Raw genomic sequence first — 19,547 nt, 5'->3', positions numbered from 1 at the left:
CAGGCTCAACGCGACAACAGCAGGATCGGTAAAGCTCCGTCCCGGACGAACCGGGGCGACTCGACCCGGACCAACCGGAACGTACGTGAGCCGGGCAAGAAGAAGCAGCGCGAGTTCACCCAGGCCGATATGGAGCGTGCAATTGTGGAACTGGCTCGACACAAAAAGGCTGAGCCCTCACCCGGCAAACCTGGCCGGCGGTCCGCAAGCGACAGTGGAACAGGCGTAAGCGCCCTGCCCGTTCAGGCGCCATCCTTCGACACTGCGTGAGTTGAAACCCCGAGATAGAGATTTCTAACCCCGCAAAAGCGGACATCTGAACTTGGCTGGACAGCGGACATCTGAATCTGGCCTCGACACGTATGTTAGTCCCAGATTCAAATGTCGTGTTTCCGCTAAATACAGATGTCGTGTTTTGGCGTGCAGGATGATTCCCGACACCCCTCAGGGAGCGCCGGCGATGAAGACGACTGGGACGATCACGATGACGATGCGCGAAGTGGATCGACTGAAGGTCATTGAGGCAGTGACCGAGGCACGGCTGAAGCCTGGCAAGGCTGCCGAACGGCTCGGCCTGAGCGTGCGGCAGATCGAGCGTCTGGTGCGACGCTATCGCGCGGCCGGCGTGGCGGGCCTCGTGTCGGGCAAGCGCGGGCGCCCGGGCAACCACCAGTTGCCGCCCGGCAAGGCGCAGCGCGCGCTGACACTGATCCACGAGCGCTACCCGGATTTTGGCCCGACGCTCGCGTGCGAGAAGTTGCGCGAACGTCACGGCATCGATCTGGCGGTCGAGACGGTGCGTACGCTGATGATGGCCGCGGGCCTGTGGATCCCGCGCAAGGACCGTCCGCCGAAGGTGTACCAGCCGCGTAATCGCCGCGCGTGCTACGGCGAACTGATCCAGATCGATGGCAGCGACCATCGCTGGTTCGAGCAGCGGGCGCCGGCGTGCTCGCTGCTGGTGTTCATCGACGACGCAACCAGCCGGCTGATGGCGCTGCACTTCACGGCCACCGAGTCGACCTTCGGCTATTTCGAGGCGCTGGAGAAGTATCTGTGTGCGCACGGCAAGCCGGTGGCGTTCTACAGCGACAAGGCCAGCGTGTTCTACGTGAAGGACCGCTCTGCCACCTCGGCAAGGGAGTCACGCAGTTCGGCCGGGCTCTTTACGAGCTCAACATTGACGCGTTCTGCGCCAACTCGAGCCAGGCCAAGGGGCGCGTGGAGCGCGTCAACCTGACGCTGCAGGACCGCCTGGTCAAGGAACTCAGGCTGCGTGGCATCAGCACGCGGGAGACGGCCAACGCCTGGGCGCCCTCCTTCATTGCCGACTTCAACCGGCGTTTCGGCAAGCTGCCCCGCAGCGCTCACGACGCGCACCGGGTATTGGGTGCCGGCGAGGATCTGCGGCAGATCCTCGCCTACCGTGTGCCGCGCCGGGTCACAAATTCACTCACCGTGCAGTATGACCGCGTGATGTACCTGCTCGAGGACACAGCGGCCAATCGTCGCCTGATCCATGAGTACGTGGAGGTGGTCGAGTATCCCGATGGCGCGATCGAGGTGCAGGCCGACGGCGCTGTCTTGCCGCACACCGAATATGACCGCATCACGAAGATCGACCAGGGCGCGGAAGTCGACAACAAGCGGCTCGCGGCGCGCTGGAAGTGGCGCGACAGGTTCAGGCGATGCGTGATGACCGGCGCGCGGCGGGCTCACCCTCACGCACCCATATTGGCGAAGTCGTTCGCGCGAAGAAGGCGCTCGTCGGGCTGAAGAAGCAGCTTGCGATCGAAGTCGCCGATCTGAACCAGGCCATTCTCGAAGTCAGCGCCAAAGAAATGAGGGAACGGGGGGCGGCTGCGCCGCCCCACCCCAGAAACATAAACAAGGACAAGGCAAAACCCGACATCTGTATTTAGCGGGAAACGCGACATTTGAACTTCGCTGGGACAAACGATGTAACGGCCATTTAGTAATGTCTGGTTTGGGCCAGTTAGAAATGTCCGGTTCGGGGCTCCGCGAGGCGCATGCTGTGGCGCGCGTACACCACGGAGTCTGTGATGAACGAACCCGGACTGGTGACACTGAGCATGCGCGAACTCGACCGGCTGAAGATGATCCGGGCGATCGTCGAGCTGGGGCTGAAGCCCGGCCGTGCCTCTTTATAAGCCCTCGTTATTCAATGCTGGGGATGCGTTGAAGAAAGCGCGAGGCGCGCCAGGCCGGGATTCGAATATCGAATCAAGGACGCGAACGCGTCGGGCTACAGGTTTTCCCTAAGGTGACCCCGTTCCACGGTTCCCGGCGCGATTCGTTTTCCAACGAGACGGGTCGCTTGCCACCCTTCGCCTTTCGACACTAGTCGCCTCGACGACGACGCATAAGCTTCATCGCCCTTTCGTTCGGAACAGTTTTTCTAAAGAAAGCCGTCAATTTAAGTGATTTGTCGCATGGTCTGGAGAAATGTATCCTTCGCGGGTCAGAAAGGACAAAAGAATGACAAGCCTCAAATATTCAGCCATCGCACTCATTGGTCCAGGGGCAATCGGCACCACCGTGGCTGCCGCACTGCATGAGGTTGGACGCACACCCGCACTCTTCGGCCGCACCGCTCACGAACGGCTGGTATTGCGTTTCGAAGGCGGTTCCATCAGCGTGCCGGGACCGGTGAAAACCGATCCCGCCGATGTCGCGCATAAGTTCGATCTCGTTTTCGTGGCGGTCAAGTCGACGCAGATCGAAACCGCCGCACCATGGCTTGCCGCGTTGTGCAGCGAGAAAACGGTTGTCTGTGTGCTGCAAAACGGCGTCGAACAGCAAGCCCTGTTCGCGCCTCACGTGCCGCGCTGCCCGGTTCTGCCATCGGTGGTGTGGTTTCCCGCCCAGCGCGAAGCGGACGCATCGGTATGGCTGCGCGCCAAACCGCGCATCACCCTACCCGACACGCCTCACACCGGCCTGGTGCTGGCGGCGTTGCGCGACACACGCTGCACGGTCGATGTAGCGGCGGACTTCACCTCGATGGCATGGCGAAAGCTTCTGCAAAACGCGCTCGCTGGCCTGATGGTTCTCGCGGGCCGTCGCGCCGGCATGTTTTCCCGCGCCGATATTACCGCGCTATCGCTCGCCTATCTCCGCGAATGTCTCGAAGTCGCGCGCGCGGAAGGAGCAAGCCTCGATGACGACGTTGCGCAGCAGATTGTCGACGCGTTTCATCGTTCGCCCGCCGATCTTGGCACGTCGATTCTTGCCGACCGAGAGGCTGGCCGACCGCTCGAATGGGACAGCCGTAACGCGGTAGTGCAGCGACGTGCCCGCTTGCACGGCATTGCCACTCCGCTCAGCGATTTCGTGGTACCGCTTCTCGCGGCGGCAAGCGACGGTCCTGGCTAAGACACCGGCGCCCTGACGGCGTGCTTCGTGTGCGACCGCGCAGAGTTCTTCGAATTCCAGCCGTCGGGCAATGTCTGCACACCTGATCGCGCGGCCGCTGTTCCGTTTCGTCACGGTGTCATTTATTCCAATTCCTGCAACCGCTGATGCAATACTTCGACGCGTTGCAAATGCGCGCTGCCGCGGTCGCGCAGACGTTCGGCCACCAGCGAGCAGATCAGATTGACGATGGCGGCGATCCCCGCCACGCTGTCGAACAGCATCATGCCGTCCGTATGGCAGCGGATCACCCATCGTGCGAGACGCGCCGGCTTGCCCGCAATCACATCCGACAGGTAGAGCGTGCTCACGCTTGCTTCGGCCAGCGCTGCCATCACCAGTTCGACGGCGGGCACCCGCCGGCGCAAGCCGATGACGATCGCGACGTCTTTCGCGCCGAGATCGCCGATGTACTCCGCGATGGTGTCGCCCGGCGCAGGAAGCACGATCACCTCGCCGCGCACCTGCACGAGCTCGCGGCGGACCATCGTCGCAATCGTGTGACTATGCCGGTAGCCGATGATCACTACCCTTCGCGCGCTTGCGATTCCACTCACCGCCTCCGCCAGCATCTGCCTGTCGAGCGACCGGTAGGTGTTGGCAAGGTTCGTCACCTCGTGCTTCAGGTGCGCCTCCACCACTTCGTCGAGCCCGCCGTTCGCTTCTTTCCTTCCTCTCTCCTGCATATAGAGCGGCGAGCCGCCCATTAGCGCCGCCTTCGCCGTCTCGCGCGCATCGTCGTATGACTCGTAGCCCAACTTCTGAAAAAAGCGCGTAGCTGTCGCCTTCGACACCTGCGCGCTCGCGGCGAGTTCCGTTGCGGTCAGCATCGCCAGTTGGCCCGGCGCGCTCAGGATCACGTCCGCGAGCCGCTGATCGATCTCCGACAACTGGTCGTAGCGCTGGGCAATCCGGCTTTCTATCGATACCGAACGCCGGTTTTTCTTCGTCTGTGATGCAGCCATGAATGCTCGATTAAAACAGAGTGAACACGCAACGGCACGAACCGGCCGCGGCAATGGAAAGCGTTTGTCGCGGTGCAGGACCGCACCAGCCCGGTGCCGCCGGCATGCGCCGCACGACTGTCGTGCGTTGATGCGGCGAGCCGTCGCGCACATTCTGGCACAGCCTTCCCGTTTTCTGAAACTCCTGTTTCTTAACACCACCTTTAGAATCATGCGTTTCACGCGATAAACTCGTGAAACAGACGTTTCTCATCCGAAGCTGGTACGGATCATGCCTTTCGGCTACGTCGTTCGCACACCATCACTACGGAGCCAACCCGATGTCACTGCCGCGCCTTACCCGTATCGTCCTCGCTGCTCTCATCCCGGCCGCCGCGCTGTTGCATGCCGTGACGTCGCACGCCGACACGCTCGACGACATCAAGAGCCGCGGCAAGATGATCGTCGCGATCGATCCGACCTTTGCCCCGTACGAATACACTGACGCGAGCAACGCGATCGTCGGTTACGACCCCGCCATTCTCGCGGCCGTGGCCAGACATCTCGGCGTGACAATCGAATATCAGCGCATGGCGTTCAGCGGCATCATCCCCGGCCTGCTCGCGCATTCGTTCGATATGGAAGGCTCCGCGCTCAACGTCACGGCGGAACGCGCGAAGCGCATCGCCTACGTAGTGCCCACCAGCAAGACCGTGAACGGCGCACTGGTGCGCCTCGACTTCACGAAGATTCCTGCGCAGCCCACGCCCGAATCGCTCGCCGGCATGACGGGCGCCGTCAAGACGGGCAGCGCGCCGGAGTCGATCCTCAAGCAGTTCAACGAAACGCTGAAGAGCAGGAACCTCGCGCCGATCAACATCCTGAGCGTGGATAGCGTGGACCAGACTGTCGCCGCGCTGATGACGCGCCGCGCCGACTTCGTGTTCGACGATCTCACCGTGCTCGCGGGCGTCGTCAGGCAGAACCCCGGCAAGATGAAGCTGACGGGCGAACTCGGACCTTCGCAATGGATTTCGCTCGCCACGCGTCCCGAGGACACGCGTCTGAACAAAGCCATCAGCGACGAGATTCTCGCGATGAAGAAGAGCGGCGAACTCGCGCGTCTGCAAAAGCAGTACCTCGGCGTAACGTTCGATACGCCGTCGGCCGATTTCATTCCCGCTCAGTGAGGCCGGCAGCATGAGCGAACCCATTCTCGCGCTAACGGTAAAGGCCGGCCACGGCCGCGCCTTTCAGGTCAAGGCGGGCCAGTTTCTGACGATCACGGACGTGGAAGGCCAGCAGGCCGCCGACTTCGTGGCGGTGGTTCAGGACGACATGAGCGAAAAACTTTCGCCGGTTCATACGCGCCGCCAGTTGCGCTCGCTGTTCTTCGACGTCGGCGACTCGCTGTACTCGTCGCTCGGCCGCCCGCTGCTGCGCGTCGTCGAGGATACCGTGGGCATACACGACGCGAACGTCCCCGCATGCGACGACACGCGTTTCGCGGTCGATTTCAACGTGACCGGCCATCGCAACTGTCTCGACAACATGCACTCGGGCCTCGCGCTGTACGGCCTGTCGCCGTTCGACATGCCCGAGCCGTTCAATCTGTTCCAGAACGGCCCCGTCACGCCGGATCGCCGCATGCAGGTGACCGATCCCACCAGCAATGCGGGCGATCGCATCACGTTCGAAGTACTCGAAGATCTGCTGTGCGCGGTCTCGTCGTGCCCGCAGGACATCATTCCGGGCAACGGCCTGCGCGTGACCGACATCGCGATCTCCGTCCACGCGTCGCCTCCGTCCGCACTTTCCGCCGCGTAACGCACCGACACCATGCTTCTACTCAAAGATACTCCCGCCCGCGAGCCGCTCGCGCCGACACGCGTTGTCGTGCCGGCCGGCGAAAGCCGTTCGATCGACGTCAAGGCTGGCCAGATCCTGCGCATCGAAGCCAGGGAAGCGGGCGCCGTCGCGTCGATCTTCGCATTCAGCCGCAGTAATCCGGACATTTTCATGTCCGTGCACCACACGCGCGTGTTCAGCAATTCGTACGTGCTGCAGGCCGGCATGCGGATTGTCAGCAACCGCCGCCGCGCGTTGCTGGTGCTCGGCAAGGATACCGTCGGCCGTCACGACCTGCTGCTGCCCGCATCGACCACCGCCTATCTGGAAGCGAACGGCTACACCGGACAGACCGGATGCGTGGAATCGGTTGCCATGGTCGTCGCAAAAGAAGGTCTCACCCCGCCGAAGCTGCCCGATCCGATCAACCTCTTCATGCACGTCGACCTGCATCAGGACGGCAGCATCGAGCCGCAAACGAACGCCACGCGAGCAGGCGACTTCATCGCGTGCCGCGTGGTCGCGGACCTGGTATTCATCGTCTCGGCCTGCTGCACCGGCATTCCCGGCAACGACAAGCCCGGCATGCTGGAACTGGCGACGGCGGAAGAACTGATCGAGCTGTAACCTCGAGGACAACTGCATGTGGCTCGACCCGCAGGTCATTCAAAGCGCGCCGTCCCTGCTGGACGGCTGGCTCGTCACCGTCGAGCTGACCCTGCTCGGCGCGGCGGCCAGTCTTGTGTGCGGCCATCTGGCGCTGGCTATGCAACTCACGCGCTTCGCGCCGCTGGGTTGGCTCGCGCGCCTGTACATCAGCTTCATGCGCGGCACGCCCTCGCTCGTGCAATTGTTCATGGTGTTCTTCGCGCTGCCGTTGATCGGCCTGGGCGGCAAGCCGATGCTGGCCGCCGCGCTCACGCTCGGCCTCAATAGCGGCGCTTACACGGCAGAGATCCTGCGCGGCAACCTGCGCGTGGTGACGCGTGGGCAGCTCGAAGCCGCGACGGCGATCGGCATGCCGCCGTGGCGCATCGCGTGGCGGATCGCGTTGCCGCAGATACTGAAGGCAAGCGTACCCGCGCTCGTCAACGAGTTCACGATCCTTCTGAAAACCACGCCGCTCGCTTCCGTGGTCGCCGTCACCGAGTTGACCTACGCCGGGCAGATGGTGACCGCGCGAATCTACACGTCTACCCAGATCATGCTCCTCGTCAGCGTCGGCTATCTCGCCGTGGTGTTGCCGGTGATCGCGCTCGGCCGGCGTCTGCAACGGACGCCCTCCGCGCGCAGCGACGCGGCTGTGGCGATGCGAGGCGCCTGACATGAGGTTCGATCCCGGTGTCCTCGCGGGTTATCTGTCGCCGCTGCTCGGCGGCTTCGTCGACACGATCTGGCTGTGTGTTCTCAGCGCGATTCTGGCCTGCGTGCTCGGCATTGCCCTGGTCGTGGGCCGGCGCCGCGGACCGCGCGCGCTTGTCGTGCTGATCGACGTGTATATGGCGCTCACACTCGGGATGCCTCTGCTCGTGCTGCTGTACGTGACGTTCTATGTGTTGCCCGATTTCGGCCTGCTACTGCCCGCGCCGGTGGTCGGCGTCGTGACGCTCGCGATCTACTACGCACCGTATGTCGCGCAGGTGATCCAGGCGGCCATCGGCGCGGTGCCGGCCGGCACGATCGAGGCGGGTGTCGCCCTCGGCATGCCACCGCTCGCGATCGCGCGGCGAATCGTAGCGCCGCAAGCGCTGCCCCTTCTGCTGCCGGCGCTGATCGGTCTTTTCAAGGACTCGGCGCTGCTCTCCGTGATTTCGGTGCACGAATTCATGTTTGTCGCCAAGGGCGTGGTGTCTGAAACCTACGCGCCGCTCGAAGTCTATTTCGCAGTGGCGCTCGTCTACTGGGCGGCGACGGCGGCACTCGCTCACGCCACCCGCCACTGGGAGCGCCGCATTGCACGCACTCATGGCCTCGTGCCCGGACGGTAAACAGCTATGAATACGAACGCCTCTGCTGCGCTGCGCGCCCGAAACATCGTCAAGTCGTTCGGCCCGCAACGCATTCTCGACGACGTGAGCCTCGACGTCGCGCGCGGCGAAGTGGTCTGCATACTCGGGCCGTCCGGTTCGGGCAAGTCCACGCTGCTGCGCTGCCTGAACTGGCTCTCGCCGCCTGACTCCGGCGAGGTGTGGATCGGCGGCGAACGCGTCGGTCTGCGAGAGGACGCGGCGGCGCGTCCCGAGTACCAGATTCGCGCGCAACGCAGCCGGATCGGCATGGTGTTTCAAAGCTTCAACCTGTGGCCGCACATGAGTGCGCTTGAAAACGTGATGGAGGGTCTGCTCTGCGTCAAGCGCATGTCGCGCCTCGAAGCGAGCGACATCGCGGTGGAAGCGCTGCGCCAGGTCGGCCTGTCCAGCAAGCACGCCGCGATGCCCGCGGAGCTCTCGGGCGGCCAGCAGCAGCGCGTGGGCATTGCCAGAACGCTCGCCATGGCGCCCGAAGTCATTCTGTTCGACGAGCCGACCAGCGCGCTCGATCCCGAACTCGTCGGCGAGGTGCTCGCTGTGATGCGTGGGCTCGCGAGCGGCGCGACGACCATGATCGTCGTCACCCACGAAATCGGCTTTGCGCGCGAGGTGGCCGACCGCATCGTCTTCATGGACGGCGGCAAGATTGTCGAGATGGGGCCGCCCGCGCGGGTCATCGATCACCCTTCGTCGGCGCGTCTGCGCCAGTTCCTTCACCGTTCTACACCGCAAGAGTCCCGCTCATGACCTCCTCTCCTTCCCCTTTCACCGTACCCGCCGGACACGGCAAGGCAGTTCGTCTCCAGGCAGGCCAGGCCGTCAGGGTGGTCAATACGCACGGCACCCAGGTCGTCGATTGCTGGGCCTGGAACGCGTATGACCTCTCCGAATACATGTGCATGGAGACGACGCGTGTCTGGAACCAGCGACTCAATCCGGTCGTGGGCGACAGCTTCGTCACCAACCAGCGTCATCCGATCCTGACGGTAGTCGAAGACACCACGCCCGGCGTCCACGACACCTTCATGGCCGCCTGCGACCGCAAGCGCTACGAACTGCTTGGTGCGCGCGGCTATCACCGCAACTGCTGCGACAACATGTTCGAGGGCATGTTCGAACTCGGCGTGACGCCGCCGCGTCCCAACCTCGCGTCGTTCAACATCTTCATGAATATCCGCGTGCAGCCGGACGGCATCACGCTGCACACGCTGCCTACCGTCACCCGGCCCGGCGAGTACATCACGCTGCGCGCGGAAATGGACTGCTTCGTCGCGTTTTCCGCGTGTCCGCAGGACATCGTGAACATTCAGGGCCAAGGCGACAACACGCCGAAGCCCGTCGACATCGTCGTGCTCGACGATTTCCATTCCGACCTGCCCGGCACTCAGACGTGGGTCCCGGCAACCTGACCGCGTACCACCAATAGCCATGGCAACTCCGACTATTCCCGCCGACGCGCCCGTCGTCGCTGCGGACAAACGAGCACTTCGGCCTTGCTTCGAATCTGTTGTTGCCGCATCACGCGGTAAACATCGGCGAAGGTTGGGAGACGAAACGGCGCCGCGAGCCGGGCAACGACTGGTGCATCGTCGAACTCGCGAAGCCGGGACGCATCGCGCATCGTCGTGGATACCGCTCACTTCAAGCGCAACTTCGCGGATCGCTGTTCGCCGCACGGAGCGAGCGTGACAGGCGGTACGGGCGAATCGCTAGTCACACAGTCGATGTTCTGGCCGGTGCTCCTCGCCGAACGGTCGTTGCAAATGGATCATGCGCACACGTTCGAGCCGGACGCCGCGCCGCTCGTCACGCACGTACGCTTTAACATATTCCCGGATGGCGGCGTCTCGCGCCTGCGGCTCTTCCGCCGCGCCGAACGATGATGCGGCGCGCTCGGGCCGGGGCGCTCGATCGCGGCACCTCCGTCACGGACCGAGCTCGTACATTGGACACCGGAATCGGCCATTCGGTGACGTCTGGTTTGGGCCAAGTCCGGATGTCCGCTTTTCAGTCTTGCCAGCGTCCCGCTGGCGATCGCGCTATGCTTCATCGACATCCCGCACCTTCTCATCGAACGCATACGCACGAAGTCTGGAATGAAAAAGATCGGCTTTCTCTCATTCGGCCACTGGGCCAATACCCCGCATTCGAAGGCACGTTCGGCATCGGATGTCCTGCTGCAATCCATCGACCTCGCGGTGGCCGCCGAGGAACTCGGCGCGGATGGCGCATATTTTCGCGTTCATCACTTCGCCCGCCAGCTCGCGTCGCCGTTTCCTCTGCTTGCTGCCGTCGGCGCCAGAACCAGCAGGATTGAGATCGGCACTGCTGTAATCGACATGCGCTACGAAAACCCGCTCTATATGGCGGAAGATGCCGGCGCAGCAGATCTGATCGCAAGCGGACGGCTGCAGCTTGGCATCAGTCGCGGCTCCGGCGAACAGGTGATCGACGGCTGGCGCTATTTCGGTTACGCGCCGCAGGAAGGCGAAACGCATGCCGATCTGGCGCGGCGCCATACCGAGGTGTTTTACGAGGTGCTGCGCGGCGAAGGTTTTGCTCAACCGAATCCGCGGCCGATGTTTGCGAATCCGCCGGGCCTGCTGCGCGTAGAGCCGCATTCCGAAGGCCTTCGCGAGCGGATCTGGTGGGGCTCGGGCTCGGACGCCACCGCGGTCTGGGCGGCCACGATGGGGATGAACCTGCAATGTTCGACACTGAAGAACGACGAGTCGGGCCGCCCTCTGCACATCCAGCAGGCAGAGCAGATTCGCGCTTACCGGCAGGCATGGAAAGAAGCTGGCCATAACCGGGAACCGCGCGTGTCGGTCAGCCGCAGTATTTTCGCTTTGATGAACGACGAGGATCGCATGTATTTTGGGCGCGATTCCCATAGCGAGGACACCGTTGGTATGCTGGACGAGAACATCCGTGCAATTTTCGGCCGCACCTACGCGGCAGAGCCCGACAGGCTCGTCGAGCAGCTTGCAAAGGATGAGGCAATTGCGCAAGCCGATACGTTGCTTTTGACCGTGCCGAATCAGTTGGGTGTCGAGTATTGCGCCCATGTGATCGGCTCGATTTTGACGCATGTCGCGCCAGGGCTCGGATGGCGATAGGCCCTTTGAACCATGATGCAATCAATGTTGCCCGCAGTCGCGCCCCGCTCCTGAGCCGGACGGCGAAGCAATCGCTACGAATCCAATCCCATCCTATGCGGGCGGCTCGCGCCGCGTCACGAAAGTCTGAGCGCCGCTACCGCGTACCAAACTCCCCCAGCTGACGCCGCCGTCTCGGCGGCGGCCGCCGCAGCACGCGGCTCATCACGGAAGCGGGTCACTCCAGCAGTTAATTGCGCGCCATGCTTTCGATTCAGAAAGCAGGCCGTCGATCAGTGCTTGCCTGCCCGTCGCGCGCTTTCTCGTGCGCGAATGAAATAGTGGCATTCCTCAAGCGTTAAGGAAAGAGCGCTTCCGCTTGCGCCTGTCGATTGGCTTAAGCGTCGCCTTTCGTAAATTTGAACGAGGAACGACACGATGTTCGATGAGAAATCCAGCGATGCAGCGCTCCGCATACGTGCTGTTTACCTATGGGAACAGGACGGCCGGCAGGAAGGCCGGCTGGCCGAGTACTTCCCCAAAGCACAAGCGATGCTCGATGAAGAGGCCTCGATTGCTGCGCCCATCGACGAAGCGACGGCTGCTCGTGGGCTACTGACCCAACCGTTTGCGAACAAACCCAACAGCAAGTAACGGACGTTTTAGCCGAAGCTTTCGGTCGCCGTTGCGATCCTTTGATCAAGCTCCTCTTCCAGAAAATATACCCGGTCTCGACGATGCAAAGCTCACTCGTATTGAAATCGAAGCTCAATAGCGGCATTTCCATTTTTTCCGTGGTCGGTCAACTCGCCGCCGAATACAAGGCAATCAATCTCTGGCAGGGCGCGCCGAGTTTCACTCCCGACCCGCACCTGGTCGAATCTGCATTTCGGGCCGTTCAGGAAGGCTTTAACCAGTACGGGCCGATGCCCGGCGTGCTGCCGCTGCGCGAGGCGTTGGCGAGGAAAACAGCGAAGCTCTACGGGGCGCAGTACGATCCGAACACGGAAATCACCGTCACCGCGGGCGGCCTCGAGGCGGTCTATGCGGCGATCACGGCACTCGTCCATGCCGGCGACGAAGTGATCTATTTCGATCCGGCATTCGAATGCTATGAGCCCACGATCCGGCTGCAAGGCGCCACACCGGTTCCGGTCAGGATTCCACTCGGCACGATGAAAATAGACTGGGATCGGGTTCAGGCTGCAATCACGCCGCGCACGCGCATGATCATCGTCAACACGCCTCATAACCCGCTCGGTGGCGTGCTCGATCAGAACGATATCGACCGCCTGATCGCGATAACGCGAGGCACCGACATCGTGATTCTGTCCGAAGTCGGATCGTAGCCATGTCGTTCTGTGAGCCAAGGAGTTGGTAGAATGTTTTGTCTTCCTATGACCGCTTGGCCTCCGACTTCACTGGGTAAGACCTTTCATGTGACAGGCTGGCGCGTCGGATATTGCGTCGCGCCCGCGGAGATCATGAAAGAGATCAGAATGGTTCATCAGTATCTCGTCTACGCGGCCCCTGCTCCATTCCAGATGGCGCTTGCAGCCTCGGTTGACGACGAGAACAACTATCTGCATCTGGCCGATTTCTACCAGAAGAAGCGCGATCTCCTCGTCGATTCGCTTCGCGGCTCGGCGCTAAAGGTCAAGCCCTGTGCCAGCGGATTTTTCCTGCTGGCCGATTTCCGCGCCGTTTCGGATAAAAGCGATCGCGACTTTGTGCTCGATCTGCTGCGGCGAAAACGCGTCGGCACGATTCCGTTATCGCATTTCTACAGCGACGGCGCGGACACGGGAATGATACGGCTTAGCTTCTGCCAGCATGACGACGTGTTGCGTGAAGGTGGGCGTCTTCTGTCTCAGCACGATTTATAACCGGTTGCAGCCGCGGAAAACCGGCATTCGACGCGGCGTCGCCGGGAAGATTTCCGACTATGTCGATGAAACGCAGTCAGCGGTGATTCACTGCAGTAGACGGCCGGCAATACGCGGCGCGGCACGCGTGTATCGGGCGGGGATTGCGCAGCCGAATCGCGCGTGCTGCGCTATAGAATCAAACAGGTCGTAGCGGTCCCTGTTCCATCCCGCCGCACATTCAACAAAAAGGCCCTGGTTTCGCGCGAGAAGCTCACGCAGAACCCAGGGCCGGCATCACACCGTGCCAGTTCGCGGGGAGCGGCATCGACAGCCGCCCCGAGTTGCATTACGCGATCGCGTCGATCACGCGATTCAGCGTCGAACTCGGCCGCATCGCCTTGCTCGTGAGATCGGTGTTCGGACGATAGTAGCCACCGATATTCACCGGCTTGCCTTGCGCCGCCGCCAGTTCTTCGACGATGCGCGCCTCGTTCTGCGCAAGCGCGGCCGCCACGTCCTTGAATTGGGCGCTCAGTTCCGCGTCTTCGGTCTGTTTCGCCAGCGCCTCGGCCCAATAAAGGCTCAGGTAGAAGTGGCTGCCGCGGTTGTCGATGCCGCCGACCTTACGCGCCGGCGAACGGTTCAGGTCGAGCAGCTTGCCCGTGGCCTCATCGAGCGTCGTCGCCAGCACCTTGGCCTTCGCATTGCCGTATGCGGTGCCCAGATGCTCGAGCGATGCCGCCAGCGCGAGAAACTCGCCGAGCGAATCCCAACGCAGGAAGCCTTCCTGCACGAGTTGCTGGACGTGCTTCGGCGCGGAGCCGCCCGCGCCCGTTTCGAACATGCCGCCGCCCGCCATCAGCGGCACGATCGACAGCATCTTCGCGCTCGTACCGAGTTCCATGATCGGAAACAGGTCCGTCAGGTAATCGCGCAGCACGTTGCCGGTCACCGAAATAGTGTCCTTGCCCGCGCGGATGCGCTCGAGCGAAAAACGCGTCGCGTCGACCGGCGCCAGCACGCGGATATCGAGGCCGCTCACATCGTGCTGCTGGAGATAGGTCTCGACCTTCCGGATCAGTTGCGCATCGTGAGCACGCTTTGCGTCGAGCCAGAACACCGCCGGCGTATGCGAAGCGCGCGCGCGGGTCACCGCGAGCTTGACCCAGTCCTGCACGGCCGCGTCCTTGGTCTGGCACATGCGCCAGATATCGCCGGCTTCGACCGTGTGTTCGAGCAGCACGTTGCCGGCCGCGTCGGTCACGCGCACCACGCCGTCGGCCGCGATCTGGAAGGTCTTGTCGTGCGAGCCGTATTCCTCGGCCGCCTGCGCCATCAGACCCACGTTCGGCACGCTGCCCATCGTGACCGGGTCGAACGGGCCATGACGCTTGCAGTCCTCGATCGTCGCCTGGTAGACGCCGGCATAGCAGCGGTCCGGGACCACCGCCTTCGCGTCGTAGAGCGCGCCATCCGCGCCCCACATCTTGCCCGACTCGCGAATCATGGCCGGCATCGATGCGTCGATGATCACGTCGCTCGGCACATGCAGATTGGTAATGCCCTTGTCCGAATTGACCATTGCGAGCGGCGGGCGCTGCGCGTACTGCGCGGCGATATCGGCTTCGATCGCGTCGCGCGTACTCGCCGGCAGATCGCCGAGGCGCGCGTAAAGATCGCCGATGCCGTTGTTCGGATTGAAGCCCGCCGCCGCCAGCGTATCCGCGTGTTTCGCCAGCACATCTTTATAGAAAGCCGACACGACCTCGCCGAACAGAATCGGGTCCGAGACCTTCATCATGGTCGCCTTGAGGTGCACGGAGAACAGCACGCCCTGCTGCTTCGCATCGGCGATCTGCGCCTCGAGGAACGCGCGCAGCGCCTTGCGGCTCATCACGGACGCGTCGATGATCTCGCCGGCGCGCACCGCCACCGTCTCTTTCAGCACCGTCTTCGCGCCATCGGCCGCCGTCAGCTCGATCCTGACGCTGCCTGCCTCGCCGATCAGCGCCGACTTCTCGCTGCCGTAGAAGTCGCCGTGGCTCATGCTCGACACGTGCGTTTTCGACTCCGCGCTCCACGCGCCCATCTTGTGCGGATGCTTGCGCGCATAGTTTTTTACCGACAACGGCGCGCGCCGGTCCGAATTGCCCTCGCGCAGCACCGGATTCACCGCGCTGCCTTTGATCTTGTCGTAGCGCGCCTTGATGTCCTTTTCCGCATCGGTTTTGGCCACGTCGGGATACGACGGCAGCTTGTAGCCGAGATCGCGCAATTCCGTGATCGCGTCTTTCAACTGCGGCACCGAGGCGCTGATGTTCGGCAGTTTGATGATGTTCGCTTCGGGACGCGTGGTGAGTTCACCCAGTTCCGCCAGATCGTCGGCACCCTTCTGTTCGGCTTTCAGATAGTCTGGAAATGCTGCGATGATGCGGCCGGCAAGCGAAATGTCACGGGTTTCGACCGTGATGCCCGACGATCGCGTAAAGGCTTTGACGATCGGCAGCAGCGAATATGTGGCGAGCGCGGGAGCTTCATCGGTGAGGGTGTAGATAATCTTCGGCGGCGTGGACATATCGATTCAGCGTTTACACAAAAGGGTGAAACCGGCGATATTAGTTGATCTGGGCGGATCCTGCAGCGTTATCTCCGCCCGCAACTGCGCGATGCACCGCCGTGGTGAATCGCGCCCCGGTTTGCTTCCCTGCCGAAATACCCCGAAAATGTCCGGAAATGCCGTCGAAAATGCGCGTGCAAATATTGCCGACTCATGACGCGCGCTAGGCCAGTTCTTCAGTCACCACCGGCGTGTTCACCGGCGACAGCTTGATGCCCTTGGCTAGCCGATGCGACGGCGCTTCGACCAGCAGATAAAAGATGTACGCGTAAACCAGCGTCAGGATCGCGGTGAATAGCCATCCTGAACGCGTGTATTCGTCGACCGCGGGCACGTAACGCTTCACGGCTTCGAGCACGCTCGGATGGACCAGATACAGCGAGTAGCTGAATGCGCCGGCCGCCACGAGCAATGGCGAAGCGGCGCGGTTCTTGTGATAAGCGATCTCCGCGCGAACCCAGAAATACGCCACGCCGCCCACATACATCATGCTGACGACTTTCGAAACACCCATATGAAACAGCAGGAATTCGCTGATCCACATCGTGAGCCACGCGCTCATGCGCCACGCCCATATCGCCCACGCGCTTGCCAACGGTTCTAATGCCTGCGCCTTTTCAGCGAGGATGCATCCGCTGATCCACACGGGAAACAGGATCAACGCCGTTGCGATCGGACCGATGTCGGACCATTCAGCCGCGCGGCGAAAAATATCGGAAAGCACGATGCTCGTCGCAATCGTGACGCCCATTACGGGCCACCAGCCCACCTTGAAACGAATCACGCGAAGCGCTGGATAGACGGCGTAATAGATCTCCTCGCAGACGAGGCTCCACAGCATGCTTTTCCACAAAATCGAATCGCTGCCGAAGATATGCATCTCGGGAAACAGATGCGACATCAGCGTAACGGTGACCACGACCGGCGCGAGCACGCGGATATAGCGCCGCAAGTAAAACTTCAGGATTGGAATTCGGCCGGGCCGCCGGAACGGCGAGTGAATACAAAATCCCGATATCACGAAAAAAGCCATGACCGCTGGTAAACCCCATATCAGCGAATGGATGAATCGATCCATCGAATGAATCGCGCCGGTCGCACCGATCGCCTGTCTGCCCAGGATCGGGAAATGGCCCAGGTGTCCTATTGCGACCCATGAAGCGAGCACAAAGCGCAATGCATCAATCACTTCGTATCGGTTTTTCATGCCAGTTTCCACGTGAATTCTTGGCACTACTGATATGGCCCGTCAAATCATCAGACCAATCATCAACCTCGGGCGAAACGGACTTCCTGAATCTCACTCGAACACTACAAAACCTCCCCGCTCAAAAAAAGAAAATTAAATGCCTTTAAATAATCGCGAGTTAACGATGCCGAATATCCGAATGCAATATGAATAGGCGTCTGTTGGAGTTGCCGCTTTAAAGAAGAAGTCAAAAACCTTCAGGGAAAGGGTTAGACCGGAGGCAGACCTGCCCGCCGCCTTTAACCAGACGTTATGGCGACGGCACCAGCACGGAAAGTCGGGCCCGTGCGGTCGGCGCAAGCGCTAGCGCGCACGACAGCGCGCGCCCCACCGAAGCTTGCCTGCGCGCGCCCGCCCCGCCGCCCTGTAGCAGGTCAACTTTTAGAGACAATACGTACCGTTTATTTTTCAAAACAGGTTGACGGCGAAGTCATCATGACCTACATTCGTCTCATGCACAAATATTCAGGAACATTTCGTTCCATTTAATGCAATCACGGAGACACCATGAGCGAACACGATCACGCGCACTCGAACCCCGGCACGGCCACCGTCACCGGTCCGCAGGCCATGACGCCTTCCGAGGCCTTCGTCGAAACCCTCGCCGCCAACGGCGTGACGGACATGTTCGGCATCATGGGCTCCGCCTTCATGGATGCGATGGATATCTTCGCGCCCGCGGGCATCCGCCTCATTCCCGTGGTCCACGAACAGGGCGCCGGCCATATGGCAGACGGCTATTCGCGCGTGTCGGGGCGCCACGGCGTCGTGATCGGCCAGAACGGTCCGGGCATCAGCAACTGCGTCACCGCGATCGCGGCCGCTTACTGGGCGCATAGTCCCGTCGTCGTCGTCACGCCCGAAGCGGGCACGATGGGCATCGGCCTCGGCGGCTTCCAGGAAGCCAGGCAGTTGCCGATGTTCCAGGAGTTCACGAAGTACCAGGGGCACGTCACGCACCCCGCTCGCATGGCCGAGTTCACGGCGCGCTGTTTCGACCGTGCGATGTCCGAAATGGGACCGACGCAACTGAACATTCCGCGCGACTACTTCTACGGCCAGATCAAGGCCGAGATTCCGCAGCCGCAGCGCCTCGACCGCGGCGCGGGCGGCGACCAGCGCCTCAACGAGGCCGCCGATCTGATCGCGCAGGCGAAATTCCCCGTCATCATCTCGGGCGGCGGCGTCGTCATGGCCGACGCGATCGAAGAATGCAAAGCACTGGCCGAACGGCTTGGCGCGCCCGTCGTCAACAGCTATCTGCACAACGACTCGTTCCCCGCGCGTCATCCGTTGTGGTGCGGCCCGCTCGGCTATCAGGGTTCCAAGGCGGCGATGAAACTGCTCGCGCAGGCCGACCTCGTCATCGCGCTCGGATCGCGTCTCGGGCCGTTCGGCACGCTGCCGCAGCATGGCCTCGAATACTGGCCGCAAAACGCGAAAATCATCCAGATCGACGCCGACCACAAAATGCTCGGCCTCGTCAAAAAGATTTCGGTCGGCATCTGCGGCGACGCGAAAGCGACGGCCGTCGCGCTGACCGAGCGCCTGAAGACCCGCACGCTGACCTGCGACGCGACGCGCGAGGCACGCGCGAGCCAGATCGCCGCCGAAAAGGCCGCGTGGGAAAAGGAACTCGACGAGTGGACGCACGAGCGCGATCCCTTCAGCCTCGACATGATCGAGGAACAGAAAAACGAACGCACGCCGACCGGCGGCCAGTATCTGCATCCGCGCCAGGTGCTGCGCGAGCTCGAGAAAGCGATGCCCGAAGACGTGATGGTGTCGACCGATATCGGCAACATCAACTCGATCGCCAACAGCTACCTGCGCTTCAACCGGCCGCGCAGCTTCTTCGCCGCGATGAGCTGGGGCAACTGCGGCTACGCCTTCCCGACCATCATCGGCGCCAAAGTGGCGGCGCCGCATCGTCCCGCGGTCTCGTATGCGGGCGACGGCGCGTGGGGCATGAGCCTGATGGAGACGCTGACCTGCGTGCGCCACAACATCCCCGTGACCGCGGTCGTGTTCCATAACCGCCAGTGGGGCGCGGAAAAGAAGAATCAGGTCGACTTCTACAACCGGCGCTTCGTGGCAGGCGAACTCGACAGCCCGAGCTTCGCGGGCATCGCGAAGGCCATGGGCGCCGAAGGCATCGTCGTCGACCAGCTCGAGGACGTCGGCCCTGCCCTCAAGAAGGCGATCGACATGCAGATGAATCACGGCAAGACCACGATCGTCGAGATCATGTGCACGCGCGAACTCGGCGACCCGTTCCGCCGCGATGCGCTCTCGAAGCCCGTACGCCTGCTCGACAAGTACAAGGACTACGTCTGAGCCTCGTGGGACGAGCCCGGCATTTCCGGTCGCGAGCAAGCCAGCCGCGCGCGCCGGAAATGCCGTCTTGATCACGAAGAACCCGGGGACGGTCGCGAGACCGGACCCGAGGTCGAACCGC

At 62.3% G+C, this 19,547-nt stretch carries 14 protein-coding genes and 4 pseudogenes; 15 read left to right on the top strand and 3 right to left on the bottom strand.

Features of this window, described 5'->3' with window-relative positions; translation table 11 throughout:
* From QYH69_RS08800 to QYH69_RS08790, 3 genes and pseudogenes are all read left to right on the top strand, one after another.
* Positions 1 to 270 (top strand): annotated as a pseudogene (locus QYH69_RS08800) (ISNCY family transposase); the annotation flags it as partial.
* Positions 271 to 460: 190 nt separating this feature from the next.
* Positions 461 to 1,922, top strand: a pseudogene (locus QYH69_RS08795) (ISNCY family transposase).
* 577 nt (positions 1,923 to 2,499) lie between these two features.
* Positions 2,500 to 3,396, top strand: coding sequence for an oxidoreductase (locus QYH69_RS08790; protein WP_308831494.1), 897 nt, complete (start codon positions 2,500 to 2,502; stop codon positions 3,394 to 3,396).
* 122 nt (positions 3,397 to 3,518) lie between these two features.
* Here QYH69_RS08790 and QYH69_RS08785 read toward each other — a convergent pair whose 3' ends face one another.
* Entirely contained in the window at positions 3,519 to 4,400 is an 882-nt protein-coding gene (locus QYH69_RS08785; protein ID WP_308831493.1) for a MurR/RpiR family transcriptional regulator, read from the bottom strand.
* A 320-nt stretch (positions 4,401 to 4,720) separates the two neighbouring features.
* Between QYH69_RS08785 and QYH69_RS08780 the strand changes: the two genes are divergently transcribed.
* From QYH69_RS08780 to QYH69_RS08730, 11 genes and pseudogenes are all read left to right on the top strand, one after another.
* Positions 4,721 to 5,569, top strand: a complete 849-nt coding sequence (locus QYH69_RS08780; protein WP_308831492.1) for a transporter substrate-binding domain-containing protein — start codon at positions 4,721 to 4,723, stop codon at positions 5,567 to 5,569.
* A gap of 10 nt (positions 5,570 to 5,579) precedes the next feature.
* A complete protein-coding gene (locus QYH69_RS08775) occupies positions 5,580 to 6,206 on the top strand; it encodes an urea carboxylase-associated family protein (protein WP_308831491.1) in 627 nt (208 codons plus the stop codon).
* Between the two features lie 12 nt (positions 6,207 to 6,218).
* Entirely contained in the window at positions 6,219 to 6,854 is a 636-nt protein-coding gene (locus tag QYH69_RS08770) for an urea carboxylase-associated family protein (protein WP_308831490.1), read from the top strand.
* A 16-nt stretch (positions 6,855 to 6,870) separates the two neighbouring features.
* Positions 6,871 to 7,551 carry an amino acid ABC transporter permease gene (locus QYH69_RS08765; protein ID WP_308831489.1) on the top strand — a complete coding sequence of 227 codons (681 nt, stop codon included), beginning with the start codon at positions 6,871 to 6,873 and terminating at the stop codon, positions 7,549 to 7,551.
* 1 nt (position 7,552) lies between these two features.
* Positions 7,553 to 8,215, top strand: a complete 663-nt coding sequence (locus QYH69_RS08760; RefSeq protein ID WP_308831488.1) for an ABC transporter permease subunit — start codon at positions 7,553 to 7,555, stop codon at positions 8,213 to 8,215.
* A gap of 6 nt (positions 8,216 to 8,221) precedes the next feature.
* On the top strand, positions 8,222 to 9,004 hold the full coding sequence (locus tag QYH69_RS08755; protein WP_308831487.1) for an amino acid ABC transporter ATP-binding protein: 783 nt from the start codon (positions 8,222 to 8,224) through the stop codon (positions 9,002 to 9,004).
* Positions 9,001 to 9,666 carry an urea carboxylase-associated family protein gene (locus tag QYH69_RS08750; protein ID WP_308831486.1) on the top strand — a complete coding sequence of 222 codons (666 nt, stop codon included), beginning with the start codon at positions 9,001 to 9,003 and terminating at the stop codon, positions 9,664 to 9,666. Before QYH69_RS08755 ends, QYH69_RS08750 begins: the two co-directional genes overlap by 4 nt.
* Positions 9,667 to 9,734: 68 nt before the next feature.
* Positions 9,735 to 10,140, top strand: a pseudogene (locus tag QYH69_RS08745) (allantoicase); the annotation flags it as partial.
* 213 nt (positions 10,141 to 10,353) lie between these two features.
* Positions 10,354 to 11,376, top strand: coding sequence for an LLM class flavin-dependent oxidoreductase (locus QYH69_RS08740; RefSeq protein WP_308831485.1), 1,023 nt, complete (start codon positions 10,354 to 10,356; stop codon positions 11,374 to 11,376).
* Between the two features lie 417 nt (positions 11,377 to 11,793).
* Positions 11,794 to 12,009 (top strand): DUF2934 domain-containing protein, encoded by a 216-nt coding sequence (locus QYH69_RS08735; protein ID WP_308831484.1) that lies wholly within the window; start codon positions 11,794 to 11,796, stop codon positions 12,007 to 12,009.
* Positions 12,010 to 12,092: 83 nt separating this feature from the next.
* Positions 12,093 to 13,241 (top strand): annotated as a pseudogene (locus QYH69_RS08730) (methionine aminotransferase).
* Between the two features lie 328 nt (positions 13,242 to 13,569).
* Here the strand turns inward: QYH69_RS08730 and QYH69_RS08725 are convergent.
* Together QYH69_RS08725 and QYH69_RS08720 are read right to left on the bottom strand one after the other, a co-directional pair.
* Complete coding sequence (locus QYH69_RS08725) at positions 13,570 to 15,798, bottom strand: NADP-dependent isocitrate dehydrogenase (RefSeq protein ID WP_308831483.1); 2,229 nt, start codon at positions 15,796 to 15,798, stop codon at positions 13,570 to 13,572.
* Between the two features lie 205 nt (positions 15,799 to 16,003).
* The gene (locus QYH69_RS08720) at positions 16,004 to 17,047 is read right to left on the bottom strand and encodes an acyltransferase (protein WP_308831482.1); all 1,044 of its coding nucleotides are present in this window, start codon (positions 17,045 to 17,047) and stop codon (positions 16,004 to 16,006) included.
* A 549-nt stretch (positions 17,048 to 17,596) separates the two neighbouring features.
* On the opposite strand from QYH69_RS08720, the gene xsc reads away from it, so the two are divergent.
* Complete coding sequence (gene xsc, locus QYH69_RS08715) at positions 17,597 to 19,426, top strand: sulfoacetaldehyde acetyltransferase (RefSeq protein ID WP_308831481.1); 1,830 nt, start codon at positions 17,597 to 17,599, stop codon at positions 19,424 to 19,426.
* Positions 19,427 to 19,547 lie beyond the last annotated feature (121 nt).

Origin of the sequence: Paraburkholderia sp. SARCC-3016 (genome assembly GCF_031119615.1) — a bacterium.
Taxonomy (GTDB): domain Bacteria; phylum Pseudomonadota; class Gammaproteobacteria; order Burkholderiales; family Burkholderiaceae; genus Paraburkholderia.
This window is presented reverse-complemented; position numbering and strand designations above follow the sequence as displayed.